The 13,276-nt window shown below is 45.7% G+C and carries 12 protein-coding genes; 10 read left to right on the plus strand and 2 right to left on the minus strand.

Going from position 1 to position 13,276, the window contains the following annotated elements; translation table 11 throughout:
• The first annotated feature begins 242 nt into the window (after window positions 1–242).
• The 10 genes from bslB (at window position 243) to SC79_RS11430 (ending at window position 11,540) form a co-directional block, all read left to right on the plus strand.
• Window positions 243–707, plus strand: a complete 465-nt coding sequence (bslB, locus tag SC79_RS11385) for a biofilm surface layer hydrophobin BslB (RefSeq protein WP_039075139.1) — start codon at window positions 243–245, stop codon at window positions 705–707.
• Between the two features lie 175 nt (window positions 708–882).
• Window positions 883–2,154 carry a glutamate dehydrogenase gene (gene rocG / locus SC79_RS11390; protein WP_039075289.1) on the plus strand — a complete coding sequence of 424 codons (1,272 nt, stop codon included), beginning with the start codon at window positions 883–885 and terminating at the stop codon, window positions 2,152–2,154.
• A 239-nt stretch (window positions 2,155–2,393) separates the two neighbouring features.
• Window positions 2,394–3,941: an L-glutamate gamma-semialdehyde dehydrogenase gene (gene pruA / locus SC79_RS11395; RefSeq protein ID WP_039075140.1), complete on the plus strand. Its 1,548-nt coding sequence runs from the start codon at window positions 2,394–2,396 to the stop codon at window positions 3,939–3,941.
• Window positions 3,942–4,260: 319 nt separating this feature from the next.
• Window positions 4,261–5,499, plus strand: coding sequence for an MFS transporter (locus tag SC79_RS11400; protein ID WP_039075141.1), 1,239 nt, complete (start codon window positions 4,261–4,263; stop codon window positions 5,497–5,499).
• 147 nt (window positions 5,500–5,646) lie between these two features.
• A complete protein-coding gene (bacA, locus tag SC79_RS11405) occupies window positions 5,647–6,261 on the plus strand; it encodes a prephenate decarboxylase (RefSeq protein WP_010328998.1) in 615 nt (204 codons plus the stop codon).
• Entirely contained in the window at window positions 6,251–6,964 is a 714-nt protein-coding gene (bacB, locus tag SC79_RS11410) for a 3-((4R)-4-hydroxycyclohexa-1,5-dien-1-yl)-2-oxopropanoate isomerase (protein ID WP_039075142.1), read from the plus strand. The genes bacA and bacB overlap by 11 nt, the downstream gene beginning before the upstream one ends.
• Entirely contained in the window at window positions 6,961–7,722 is a 762-nt protein-coding gene (gene bacC / locus SC79_RS11415) for a dihydroanticapsin 7-dehydrogenase (protein ID WP_039075143.1), read from the plus strand. The genes bacB and bacC overlap by 4 nt, the downstream gene beginning before the upstream one ends.
• Before the next feature lie 18 nt (window positions 7,723–7,740).
• On the plus strand, window positions 7,741–9,159 hold the full coding sequence (gene bacD, locus SC79_RS11420) for an alanine--anticapsin ligase (protein WP_039075144.1): 1,419 nt from the start codon (window positions 7,741–7,743) through the stop codon (window positions 9,157–9,159).
• Window positions 9,156–10,340, plus strand: a complete 1,185-nt coding sequence (gene bacE / locus SC79_RS11425) for a bacilysin exporter BacE (protein ID WP_039075145.1) — start codon at window positions 9,156–9,158, stop codon at window positions 10,338–10,340. Before bacD ends, bacE begins: the two co-directional genes overlap by 4 nt.
• Entirely contained in the window at window positions 10,341–11,540 is a 1,200-nt protein-coding gene (locus SC79_RS11430; RefSeq protein ID WP_039075146.1) for a pyridoxal phosphate-dependent aminotransferase, read from the plus strand. It begins immediately after the preceding gene.
• Between the two features lie 13 nt (window positions 11,541–11,553).
• Here the strand turns inward: SC79_RS11430 and SC79_RS11435 are convergent, their stop codons facing one another.
• Complete coding sequence (locus SC79_RS11435; RefSeq protein ID WP_039075147.1) at window positions 11,554–12,333, minus strand: SDR family oxidoreductase; 780 nt, start codon at window positions 12,331–12,333, stop codon at window positions 11,554–11,556.
• Between the two features lie 135 nt (window positions 12,334–12,468).
• Complete coding sequence (hemQ, locus tag SC79_RS11440) at window positions 12,469–13,233, minus strand: hydrogen peroxide-dependent heme synthase (protein WP_039075148.1); 765 nt, start codon at window positions 13,231–13,233, stop codon at window positions 12,469–12,471.
• Window positions 13,234–13,276: the final 43 nt, after the last annotated feature.

Raw genomic sequence — 13,276 nt, forward strand, 5'->3', positions numbered from 1 at the left:
CAACAGGCGGGTGTAGGTAGAAAAAGAGAGAAAAAATAGTCTGTAGGAACCTTGTATAACTAGGATGGAAATCACAAAAAAACCAAGTTCTAATATTCCTGAAAAAGCATTTACTTCCATATGAATTGGTGTTAGATTATTTTTTAAGAAAAAGAATTGGAAATTCGCGAATGACAGAAACATACTTTTTCTGCAGAGGACGCTCTGGCCAAATATTAACTGTGATTTGAGGGGGAAATGTCATGTTAAAAAGAACTTCATTCGAATCTTCACTATTCATCAGTTCAGCTGTTTTACTATCAATCTTGCTTCCTTCAGGCCAAGCTCATGCGCAGTCTGCATCAATTGAAGCTAAAACGATCAACAGCACAAAAGAGTGGACCACTTCCGATATTGAAGTGACGTATAAACCAAACGCGGTGCTTTCTCTAGGAGCGGTAGAATTCCGATTTCCTGACGGGTTCCATGCCACGACAAGAGATTCAGTGAATGGAAGAACACTGAAAGAAACACAGATTTTAAACGATGGAAAAACAGTCAGACTCCCGCTTACGCTTGATTTATTAGGCGCAACTGAATTTGACCTCGTCATGGTGCGCAAAACCCTTCCGCGCGCAGGCACTTACACGATTAAAGGCGATGTGGTAAACGGTTTGGGAATCGGCAGTTTTTACGCTGAAACGCAGCTGGTGATTGACCCTCGTTAATCAATAGATATGACCAGAGACTGAGACGTTTTCAGTCTCTTTTTTGTCGTTTTAAAAAACTGGTACGGATCTTGCATGATGATAAGGGTGGAATCCAACAGATAAAAATTGGCCGTCCGCATTTTTTGAAGCGCTTACAATTCAAACGGTCAAACAAACAATGAGGTGAAAAATGATGTCAGCAAAGGTGACGAAAGACGAGGAAAAAGAAGCTCTTAACTTATTTCTGTCTACCCAAACGATCATTAAGGAAGCAATTCGAAAGCTTGGCTATCCGGGAGATATGTATGAACTCATGAAAGAGCCGCAGAGAATGCTTACTGTCCGCATTCCAGTAAAAATGGATAACGGGAGTGTCAACGTGTTTACAGGCTACCGGTCCCAGCACAATGATGCGGTCGGTCCGACTAAGGGAGGCGTGCGTTTCCATCCTGAAGTCAACGAAGAAGAAGTCAAGGCATTATCCATTTGGATGACGCTCAAATGCGGGATTGCCAATCTTCCTTACGGCGGCGGAAAGGGCGGTATTATTTGTGATCCGCGGACCATGTCATTTGGAGAGCTGGAAAGGCTGAGCAGGGGATATGTTCGTGCCATCAGCCAGATCGTCGGCCCGACAAAGGATATTCCGGCTCCTGATGTGTACACCAACTCGCAAATTATGGCGTGGATGATGGATGAGTACAGCCGGCTGCGTGAATTCGATTCTCCGGGCTTTATCACAGGAAAACCGCTCGTTTTAGGCGGATCACAAGGCCGGGAAACGGCAACGGCACAGGGCGTCACGATTTGTATTGAAGAGGCGGTGAAGAAAAAAGGGATCAAGCTGCAAAACGCGCGGATCATCATACAGGGCTTTGGAAATGCGGGAAGCTTTCTGGCCAAATTCATGCACGATGCGGGCACGAAGGTGATCGGGATCTCGGATGCCCATGGCGGGCTCTACAATCCGGATGGTCTTGATATCCCTTATTTGCTCGATAAGCGTGACAGCTTCGGCATGGTTACCAACTTATTTACAGACGTCATCACGAATGAGGAGCTGCTTGAAAAGGATTGCGATATTTTAGTGCCGGCGGCGATTGCCAATCAAATCACAGCCAAAAACGCACACAACATTCAGGCGTCAATCGTTGTCGAAGCAGCGAATGGCCCGACAACCATTGATGCCACGAAAATCCTGAATGAAAGAGGCGTGCTCCTCGTGCCTGATATCCTGGCGAGTGCCGGCGGCGTCACGGTTTCTTATTTTGAATGGGTGCAGAACAACCAAGGATATTATTGGTCAGAGGAAGAGGTCGCAGAAAAACTGAGAAACGTCATGGTTCATTCGTTCGATACCATTTATCAGACAGCAGCGACACATAAAGTCGATATGCGCTTGGCGGCTTACATGACAGGCATCAGAAAATCGGCGGAAGCGTCGCGGTTCCGCGGATGGGTATGATTACGGAAGGAGAGATATCCCTTTTTGGTGCAAAGGAATTTTGCATTTAACCTTTTCGTAAAAACGAAACCTGCAAAAGAAATTTGCATTTCGTGATCGAAAAAAGAGAAAAGTGCTCTCCTGCTTGACAAATTTCTGTAGGATTCAACAAGTTTTTTCAGCAAAAGACAGGATATTGGTATGGTTCTTGCATTTTCATTCAATTGAAGACATTTTTCATGACATGAGGGGGATTACATATGACAGTTTCATACGCACACGAACCATTTACTGATTTTACGGAAGCAAAGAATAAAACAGCATTTGGGGAGTCATTGGCCTTTGTAAACACGCAGCTTGGCAAGCATTATCCGCTTGTCATCAATGGAGAAAAAATAGAAACGGACCGCAAAATCATTTCCGTTAACCCGGCAAATAAAGAAGAGATCATTGGGTATGCGTCTGCAGCTGATCAAGCGCTTGCCGAAAAAGCGATGCAAGCCGCATTGCAGGCATTTCAATCTTGGAAAAAACAAAGGCCGGAGCACCGCGCGAATATCCTCTTTAAAGCAGCGGCTATTTTGCGCAGAAGAAAGCATGAATTTTCAAGCTATCTTGTAAAGGAAGCGGGAAAACCGTGGAAGGAAGCTGATGCGGACACGGCTGAGGCGATAGATTTTTTGGAGTTCTACGCGCGCCAAATGTTACACCTTAAGGAAGGGGCTCCGGTGAAGAGCCGGTCAGGCGAGTTCAATCAATACCATTATGAAGCGCTTGGCGTCGGCATCGTCATTTCTCCATTTAATTTCCCGCTTGCGATTATGGCAGGTACAGCGGCGGCTGCCATTGTGACAGGGAATACGATTCTCTTAAAACCGGCTGACGCGGCCCCGGTAGTCGCTGCGAAGTTTGTCGAGGTCATGGAGGAAGCGGGCTTGCCGAACGGCGTTCTGAATTACATTCCGGGAGATGGGGCAGAAATCGGTGATTTCTTAGTAGAGCATCCGAAAACGCGCTTTGTCTCATTTACAGGTTCCCGCGCGGTCGGCTGCCGGATTTATGAGCGAGCCGCCAAAGTGCAGCCGGGCCAAAAATGGCTGAAACGGGTCATTGCAGAGATGGGCGGCAAAGATACGGTGCTCGTCGACAAGGACGCTGATCTCGACCTTGCTGCATCCTCTATCGTGTATTCAGCGTTTGGATTCTCAGGACAGAAGTGTTCAGCAGGCTCCCGAGCGGTCATCCATCAGGATGTTTATGATGAAGTGGTGGAAAAGGCTGTGGCGTTGACCAAAAACCTGACTGTCGGCAATCCGGAAGATCCTGATACGTATATGGGCCCAGTCATTCATGAAGCGTCCTATAACAAAGTCATGTCATATATTGAAATCGGCAATTCAGAAGGCAAACTGTTGACCGGCGGGGAAGGTGATGATTCAAAAGGCTACTTTATCCAGCCGACGATCTTTGCAGATGTTGATGAAAACGCGCGCCTGATGCAGGAAGAAATTTTCGGCCCGGTTGTTGCGGTCTGCAAAGCGCGTGATTTCGATCATATGCTGGAGATTGCAAATAATACGGAATACGGATTAACAGGCGCTCTGCTGACGAAAAACCGCGCGCATATTGAACGGGCGCGAGAGGATTTTCATGTCGGAAACCTATACTTCAACAGAGGCTGTACCGGAGCGATTGTCGGCTATCAGCCGTTCGGCGGTTTTAATATGTCAGGAACTGATTCTAAAGCAGGCGGCCCGGATTATTTAATTCTTCATATGCAAGCCAAAACAACGTCTGAAGCTTTTTGATATAAGAAACAAAACCGTGCGATTCTGTAGCGGCCCGCACGATGTCAACAGGCAGAGGCGCAATAGAAAAGCTCTCCGGAGAACCGGAGAGCTTTTTTCGGTTTCGTCTGACCATCTGAATACGCTTAAGTGCCTTCGGCTTTCCCCTAGTAGCATTAAAGTTTTTCCTTATTTTTAAATGAAATATTTAAATTTGTATTAATGTTTAAATGAAAATAATAAAAATAATAAAGGTTTCGTTCGGATTGTAAATGTTGTAAAAACAATGCTAAAATGAATTCAACTTTATGAAGAATATGGAAGAGGTGTTTGTAGGAGAATGAACGGCAAACAAAACAATGACATCGAAACAAAACATCATTTTCCGCTATTGTTGGCACTGGCTTTAACAATGGGGGTGTTTGCGGCTGGCTCTGAAGAACTTGTCATCTCGCCGCTGCTGCCGGATTTAGCAAAAGCCTTCAACTCAGATGTCAGTGTCCTTGCGTTATCTATCAGTATTTACGGCGTGATGATTTTTATCGGTGCGCCGCTCTTGGTTCCTTTAGGCGATAAATACTCCAGGGAACTAAGTGTAATGGCGGGGCTTATGATCTTTATCATAGGAACAGTAATTTGCGCTTTAGCTCAAAATATCTTTTTCTTCTTTTTAGGCCGGGCGCTGTCGGGATTGGCTGCGGGAGCATTTGTGCCGACCGCTTATGCAGTTGTCGGGGATCGTGTTCCTTATACATACCGGGGCAAGGTGATGGGACTGATCGTTTCTAGCTGGTCGCTGGCACTGATCTTCGGTGTGCCGCTCGGATCATTTATCGGCGGCGTCCTGCATTGGAGATGGACATTTTGGATTTTCGCCTTGATGGGCGTTCTGGTTGTTCTGCTGATCCTGCTTGAAATGCGCCGCCACGCCAAACAGAAGAACAGCGGCAAGGAAGAAAAAGAAGAGCCGGCCGGAACATTCCGGGACGCGCTGAAAGTCCCGCGCGTACCCGTTTATATCACGATCACCTTTTGTAATATGATTGGTTTTTACGGTATGTATTCATTTTTAGGCTCCTATCTTCAGGACGTTTTTACCGGAGGAAATACAGCTGCGGGTTTATTTATCATGATTTATGGCATTGGGTTTTCCATGAGTGTCATTACAGGAAAGATAGCCGACCGCATCGGAAAAATGCGTTCCCTATTTATTGCACTGGGGGTCATCAGCGTGCTGCTGGCATGTTTAGCATATGCGCCGGCTTCAATGTTTCTGTTAATGGCCAGCCTGTTTATTTGGGGATTAATGCAAAGCTTGACGGTGACACTGCTTAGCACCATTTTGAGTGACTGTTCAGAGCGCCATCGTGGGAAAATCATGGTGTTTTACAGCCTCGCCTCGAATTTGGCTGTGACATTAGGATCTGCTTTAATGGGACCTGTATATGTGGGATACGGGTATGCAGCCGTAGGGTTAATTTGCGCCGCCATCACAGTGCTCGGATTTGTGCTCAGTGTATTCGCGTATAAAAAGTACGGCAAGCATGAGCAGAAAGCAGATCATTCCTTATTTCAATAAACAAAGTTTCTAAATGCCTATAAAAAACCCTTCTTTAAGGGTTTTTCTGTTTGTATGGGGATAATTATCAATATTTTCAAAAAATGTTGACAGTTTGATTAACGCTGGATAAAATTTACTTAAAATTTAAAAGATTGGTTGGTGCTCATGATCATATTGGATAATAGTATTCAGACAAAAAAAAGAACTGATTCGATATCCAAACTCATTACAGTCAACACGCTCGGTCCTGAGGGGACAAGCAGTGAGTACGCAGCAAAACATTTCATCTCCAATTTTACTCTTCTACAGGGGCTAAACAGTAAATTGTCCTTGCATGATACGTTTGAATCGTGCATCGAAAGGACGCTTCAAAGCCCTCTGGAATATACCATCGTCCCACACGCTTATGACGGCATTAAGCATTTCTACATGAGGCCGGATTTGCAGCTTTTGCAGATCTTCAGGTGCGATACACCAATGTACGGCCTGGCTGTTCGTCCTAATTTTGAATTTAGCGACGATATGCTTGATTCATCTGTTATCGTTTCACATCCTTCACCCATTAATTTAATCAAATATTTTACCCGCAAAGATGTACGTTTCAAACTCGTCAATTCGACCAGCCAAGCTGCAAGAAAAGTAAAAGAAGGCTTGTATGACATTGCCTTAACCAATGAGCTTGCGCGGCAAAAGTACGGGCTTGCATTTGTGAAAACATTTAAAACAATTCCTATGAGCTGGTCATTATTCGGAAAAGGAGACGTTGATGATGAAAACTAAAGAAGATATGCAGGAGCTTTATTTCCCGACACCGAAAGTAATCGAATGGGAAAACGGAGTGAGACAGTATTCAACCGTACGCGGTGACACTGAGGTATTAATGTCTTACGTTCCGCCGCATACCAATGTAGAACCCCATCAGCATAAGGAAGTCCAAATCGGTATGGTCGTTTCAGGCGAGCTGATGATGACTGTCGGAGATGTGACGAGAAAAATGACGGCCTTGGAATCTGCCTATATCGCGCCGCCGCATGTGCCTCACGGGGCAAGAAACGATACAGACCAAGAAGTCATTGCGATTGACATCAAGAGGTTGAAAGCTGATGAAACCTATACAAGTCCCGAGGACTATTTTTTGACTATTTTTAAAACAAGAGACCTATTGCCTGGCATGGAAGTCACGTTCTTTGTTGAGGACTGGGTGGAAATCATGCTGGCCAAAATCCCTGGCAACGGCGGTGAAATGCCCTTCCATAAACATCGGAATGAACAAATCGGCATCTGCATCGGCGGCGGTTATGACATGACGGTCGAAGGCTGCACGGTAGACATGAAATTCGGTACAGCCTATTTCTGTGAGCCTCGAGAAGATCACGGCGCCATCAACCGTTCAGAAAACGAATCAAAATCCATTAACATCTTCTTCCCGCCGCGCTACAACAGAGCAAAAGCAAAAAAAATAAAGGCGGATGAGTCATCATGAACCTCATCGGTAAAACCGTCCTTATAACAGGAGGCGCATCAGGCATTGGGTATGCGGCGGTTCAGGCTTTTTTGAACCAGAAGGCCAACGTGGTTGTGGCGGATATTGACGAGGCGCAGGGAGAAGAAATGGTCAGGAAAGAAAATCATGACGGGCTGCACTTTGTGCAAACGGACATCACAGACGAAGCTGCCTGTCAGCAAGCTGTTCAATCGGCGGTCGATACATTTGGAGGATTGGATGTATTGATTAATAACGCGGGCATTGAAATCGTGGCTCCCATTCACGAGATGGAGCTCAGCGATTGGAACAAGGTGCTGCAAGTCAATTTGACCGGCACGTTTTTAATGAGCAAGTACGCACTTAAACATATGCTGGCTGCCGGCAAGGGCAACATCATTAATACGTGCTCAGTCGGAGGAGTCGTGGCATGGCCTGACATTCCTGCCTATAACGCCAGCAAAGGCGGCGTTTTGCAGCTGACGCGGTCAATGGCCGTTGATTATGCGAAACATCAAATACGCGTCAACTGCGTATGTCCGGGGATTATCGACACACCGCTAAATGAAAAATCATTCCTTGAAAATAACGAAGGCACACTTGAAGAGATCAAAAAAGAAAAGGCAAAGGTAAATCCGCTGCTGAGGCTCGGGAAACCGGAAGAAATCGCAAACGTAATGCTGTTTTTAGCCTCAGATTTATCAAGCTATATGACCGGAAGCGCCATCACCGCAGACGGAGGATACACCGCACAATAGAGAAGGAGTGTTTTACATATGGAGAGAAAAACAGTATTGGTCATCGCCGATCTTGGAGGCTGCCCGCCGCACATGTTTTATAAGAGCGCTGCCGAAAAGTATAACCTGGTCAGCTATATTCCAAGACCTTTCGCAATTACAGCCTCCCATGCAGCACTGATTGAAAAATACTCGGTCGCGGTCATAAAGGATAAGGACTATTTTCAGAGCTTAGCTGATTTTGAGCACCCTGATTCCATTTATTGGGCTCATGAGGATCATGACAAGCCTGAAGAAGAGGTCGTCGAGCAAATTGTTAAGGTTGCCGAAATGTTTGGAGCAGACGCCATCACCACAAACAATGAATTATTCATTGCCCCGATGGCGAAAGCCTGTGAACGCCTTGGCCTGAGGGGTGCCGGAGTGCAAGCTGCCGAAAATGCAAGAGATAAAAATAAAATGAGAGACGCTTTTAATAAAGCGGGAGTGAAATCGATCAAAAACAAACGGGTCACAACTCTCGAAGATTTCCGTGCCGCACTTGAAGAAATCGGCACACCTCTCATCTTAAAGCCTACATACTTAGCGAGTTCAATCGGTGTTACGCTGATTACGGACATTGAGACGGCAGAATCTGAATTTAACAGAGTGAATGACTACCTAAAATCGATTAACGTGCCGAAGGCGGTCACGTTTGAAGCGCCGTTTATTGCTGAAGAATTTTTACAGGGTGAATACGGAGACTGGTATCAAACCGGAGGCTACTCCGACTATATCAGTATAGAAGGCATCATGGCGGACGGGGAGTATTTTCCGATTGCCATTCATGACAAAACGCCGCAAATCGGATTTACGGAAACCTCACATATTACGCCGTCCATATTGGATGAAGAGGCGAAAAAGAAAATTGTCGAAGCCGCCAAAAAGGCAAATGAAGGGCTTGGACTGGAAAATTGCGCAACACATACAGAAATCAAGCTAATGAAAAATAGAGAACCGGGTTTAATAGAGTCGGCAGCCAGATTCGCCGGCTGGAATATGATTCCTAATATTAAAAAAGTCTTCGGCGTTGATATGGCGCAACTATTATTAGATGTTCTTTGTTTCGGGAAAGACGCTGATCTCCCGAACGGATTACTGGATCAAGAGCCTTGCTATCTCGCTGACTGCCATTTATACCCTGAGCATTTCAAGCAAAATGGCCAGATTCCTGAAACGGCGGAGGATTTGGTGATCGAAGCGATCGATATTCCGGACGGGCTTTTGAAGGGTGATACTGAAATCGTTTCATTTGAGGCTGCGGCACCAGGCACATCAGTGGATTTGACACTGTTTGAAGCCTTCAATTCCATTGCTGCCTTTGAACTGAAAGGCAGCAATTCGCAGGATGTGGCCGATTCAATTAGACACATTCAGCAGCATGCGAAGCTGACGGCAAAGTATGTGCTGCCAGTATGAAACAATTAAAGCCCAATTCTAAATACTTGCTTTACGGGCAGGCGCTATCGTTTATGGGAGACTATTGTGTTCTCCCGGCCCTGCTCATTTTGTCTACATATTATCATGACTATTGGGTGACGTCGGGGGTTATCGTGGTCAGAAGCATTCCGATGGTGTTTCAGCCGTTTTTGGGGGTTCTGGTCGATCGGTTAGATAGAGTTAAAATCATGCTGTGGACGGATATCATCAGGGGCCTTATCTTTTTGGGGCTCACATTTCTTCCAAAAGGCGAGTACCCGCTGATTTTTCTCGCTTTGCTGTTTATCTCTTATGGAAGCGGCGTGTTTTTCAATCCGGCCCGTCTTGCTGTCATGTCCTCATTGGAATCAGATATTAAAAACATCAACACGTTATTCGCAAAAGCGACGACCATCTCCATTATCGTCGGGGCGGCTGCCGGAGGGCTGTTTCTGTTAGGCGGTTCTGTAGAGCTGGCTGTAGCCTTTAACGGTGTGACATACTTGATTTCGGCATTATTTATCAGCCGCATCAAGCTCCAATTCGTGCCGATTCAATCTGAAAACATAAAAGAGGCCTTTTATTCTTTTAAAGAAGGGCTAAAGGAAATCAAAACAAATGCTTACGTATTAAACGCTATGTTTACAATGATTACGATGGCTTTGCTGTGGGGGATTGTGTACAGTTATTTTCCAATTGTCAGCCGCTTTTTGGGTGACGGGGAAATCGGCAACTTTATTCTTACTTTCTGTATCGGCTTTGGCGGCTTCATCGGAGCGGCGCTTGTCAGCAAATGGGGTTTTAACAACAATAGAGGACTGACGTACTTTACCGTACTATCCATTGTTTCGCTGGCGCTGTTTTTATTTACGCCGATTTTCGCTGTCTCTGTCATCGCTGCTGTCCTCTTTTTCATCGCGATGGAGTATGGGGAAGTGCTTGCAAAGGTGAAGGTTCAGGAGAACGCGGCGAATCAGATTCAGGGGCGCATTTTTTCGGTGGCGGAGGCGTCAATCGGATTTTGTATTTCTGTTGGTTCGATGTTAATCAATGTCTTCAACGCTCCGGTCATTATGGGGTTGATAATTGTGATCGTAAGCGGATTGTTTTTGCATACGAAGCTCGTCAATAAATCGTTTTTGGAACGGGATAACAAAACGGAGCAAAAAGGAGTCTTTTAGATGGAAATAACACCGTCCGACATCATCAAGACACTTCCAAAGCAAGAGTTTTCTCTCGTTTTTCAAAAGGTGAAGGGAATGGAAAAAACGGGGGCCGATATTATTAATCTCGGGCAGGGAAACCCTGACCTTCCGACTCCCCCGCATATTGTGGAAGCTTTGCGTGAGGCGTCTTTGAATCCTTCATTTCACGGATACGGCCCATTCAGGGGCTACCCTTTTTTGAAGGAAGCCATCGCTGCTTTCTATAAAAGAGAATACGGAGTTTCGATCAATCCTGAAACGGAAGTTGCGCTCTTCGGGGGCGGGAAAGCCGGCTTGTATGTGCTGACACAATGCCTGCTCAATCCGGGAGACATCGCTTTGGTTCCGAATCCCGGCTATCCTGAATACATGTCAGGGATTGCGATGGCGCGAGCTGAGCTTCACGACATGCCGCTGTATGAGGAAAATGGCTATCTTCCCGATTTTGAAAAGATCAACCCCGCCGTGCTGAAAAAAGCGAAGCTCATGTTTTTAAACTATCCGAATAACCCGACGGGAGCTGTGGCGGATACGGCTTTTTATGCAAAAGCGGCAGCTTTTGCGAAAGAGCACAAGATCAACTTGATTCATGATTTTGCATATGGCGCGTTTGAATTTGATAAAAAACCGGCCAGCTTTCTTGAGGCAGAGGATGCAAAAGCTGTCGGAGCAGAGCTGTATTCATTTTCAAAAACATTTAACATGGCCGGATGGAGAATGGCATTTGCCGTTGGGAATGAAAAGATCATTCAGGCCGTCAATGAATTTCAGGATCATGTATTTGTCGGCATGTTCGGCGGACTGCAGCAGGCGGCGAGTGCAGCGCTTTCGGGAGATCCGGAGCAAATGGAATCGTTGAAACGAATCTACGAGGAACGAATTGCCTTTTTTACAGAGCTGTGTGAAAAGGAATTGGGCTGGAAGATAGAAAAGCCAAAAGGGACGTTTTACGTATGGGCTGAGATTCCGAAAATGTTTGAGACATCTCATCAATTCTCCGATTACTTGCTGGAACATGCCCATGTTGTGGTCACGCCGGGCGACATATTTGGAAGCAACGGAAAAAGGCATGTCAGAATATCAATGGTGTCGAAGCAGGAGGATCTGCGGGAATTTGTCATGCGGATTCAAAAGCTGAACCTAAAGTTTGCATCATTACAAGAAGCATCCCGCTAAAAAGCGGGATTTTTTATATGCTTTTCATGCTGCCGCCATCAGCTGAAATTTGCTGTCCGGTGATATAGGAGGCTTCCTCAGAGGCGAGAAACGCGGCGAGCGCCGCGGTTTCTTCGGCTGATCCGACACGTTTCATCGGAATCCCGGAGGCAACCTGTTCTTCTGCTTCTTGTTTGGATATGCTGTTCTTTTTCATCATATTTTCCACAAATTGATGGTAACGGTCTGTAGCGATAAAACCAGGATTCAGGCAGTTGACAGTAATGTTGTGAGGGGCAAGCTGGATGGAAATATTTTTACTCGCGTTAACTAAAGCGGCATTCATCATACTGTTTGTGAACATATTGGCGCCCGGTTCTTTCCATAGATTCCCGACGATGTTGATGATTCTGCCAAACTCATTTTGTTTCATCAGTGAGGCGGCACGCTTGATAGCGTCAATATAGGCGACGGTTTTCTGTGTAAACGTGGCCGTCATATCCTCTGTATTACAGTTTTCAAATGTGTCAGGCGCGCCGCCCGGGATATTATTAATCAGAACATCAAGCCGTCCGCACTGAGATTCGATTTGATGAAAAATGCCGGCTCTCGTATCTTGGTCAGACATATCGCCCGCAAGGACCATGACACTCGCATCAGGATGCTTGTTCAAAATGTCTTTTTTGACAGGCTCAATATTGTCCAAGTTTCGTGAATTAATGACGAGAGAAAAATGCTGGTCTGCTAGCTTCAGAGCGATTGCTTCTCCGATCCCTTGACTGGCTCCCATAATAAACGCGGTTCGTTTTGACAAATCACTGCACCCCTTTGAAAAAAATGGATTATGATTATCTCCATCGTAAGAAAAAACAGAGAAAATAGCAAATTTTATTTAAATTCTGATAAAGCAGAATCGAAAAACTCCCGCCGGCCAGGGCGGGAGCAGGTATTATACATATAGGAATTGAGGAAGTGTCTCAAGCGAAAGGCGGTTGCCGACAAAGAATGAACCGAATTCGCCGTAGCGGGCGCTGACTTCGTCAAAACGCATTTCATACACAAGCTTTTTGAATTGAAGCACATCATCACTGAATAGTGTAACGCCCCATTCGTAATCGTCAAAGCCGACTGAGCCGGTGATGATTTGTTTGACTTTGCCCGCATAGCTGCGGCCGATTAAGCCGTGGCTTCTCATCAAATTTCTGCGTTCTTCCATTGAAAGCATGTACCAGTTGTCGTTACCGGATCTTCTTTTATCCATTGGATAGAAACATACATATTTTGATTCAGGCAGTTCAGGGTAAAGGCGCGCACGCACATGCGGATTTTCGTAAGGGTCGCCGTCGCCGCTTGCCAAGTAGTTGCTCAACTCTACCACTGATACGTAGGAGTAAGCCGGGATGGTGAACTCGGCAAGTCTTGATTTGTTGAATTCAAGCTCAATTTCATTCAATTCTTCCATTGTAGGACGAAGAATCATCAGCATAAAATCAGCTTTTTGGCCGACGATGCTGTAAATGGCCTGTGATCCTTTTCCTTCTTTTTGGGCTACGCCCCATTTTTCAAGCAATCCTGTGAATTCATGTATGATAGATTGGCGCTCATCACTGGACAGCATCTTCCAGGAAGTCCAGTCCATTGTGCGGAAATCATGAAGCGCATACCAGCCGTCAAGCGTTTTCGCCGCTTCATTGGTCATTTGCTGTTCACTCATTTATCTTCACTCCTATTACTTTTCATGATTGCCTTCACTATAT

It is taken from the genome of Bacillus sp. MSP13 (assembly GCF_000815295.1).
Lineage (GTDB): Bacteria > Bacillota > Bacilli > Bacillales > Bacillaceae > Bacillus > Bacillus vallismortis.

Bases quoted from the DNA above. Each gene is read 5' to 3' on its own strand.
- bslB (WP_039075139.1), top strand. From the start codon at position 243: ATGTTAAAAAGAACTTCATTCGAATCTTCACTATTCATCAGTTCAGCT.
- rocG (WP_039075289.1), top strand. From the start codon at position 883: ATGTCAGCAAAGGTGACGAAAGACGAGGAAAAAGAAGCTCTTAACTTA.
- pruA (WP_039075140.1), top strand. From the start codon at position 2,394: ATGACAGTTTCATACGCACACGAACCATTTACTGATTTTACGGAAGCA.
- SC79_RS11400 (WP_039075141.1), top strand. From the start codon at position 4,261: ATGAACGGCAAACAAAACAATGACATCGAAACAAAACATCATTTTCCG.
- bacA (WP_010328998.1), top strand. From the start codon at position 5,647: ATGATCATATTGGATAATAGTATTCAGACAAAAAAAAGAACTGATTCG.
- bacB (WP_039075142.1), top strand. From the start codon at position 6,251: ATGAAAACTAAAGAAGATATGCAGGAGCTTTATTTCCCGACACCGAAA.
- bacC (WP_039075143.1), top strand. From the start codon at position 6,961: ATGAACCTCATCGGTAAAACCGTCCTTATAACAGGAGGCGCATCAGGC.
- bacD (WP_039075144.1), top strand. From the start codon at position 7,741: ATGGAGAGAAAAACAGTATTGGTCATCGCCGATCTTGGAGGCTGCCCG.
- bacE (WP_039075145.1), top strand. From the start codon at position 9,156: ATGAAACAATTAAAGCCCAATTCTAAATACTTGCTTTACGGGCAGGCG.
- SC79_RS11430 (WP_039075146.1), top strand. From the start codon at position 10,341: ATGGAAATAACACCGTCCGACATCATCAAGACACTTCCAAAGCAAGAG.
- hemQ (WP_039075148.1), bottom strand. From the start codon at position 13,233: ATGAGTGAACAGCAAATGACCAATGAAGCGGCGAAAACGCTTGACGGC.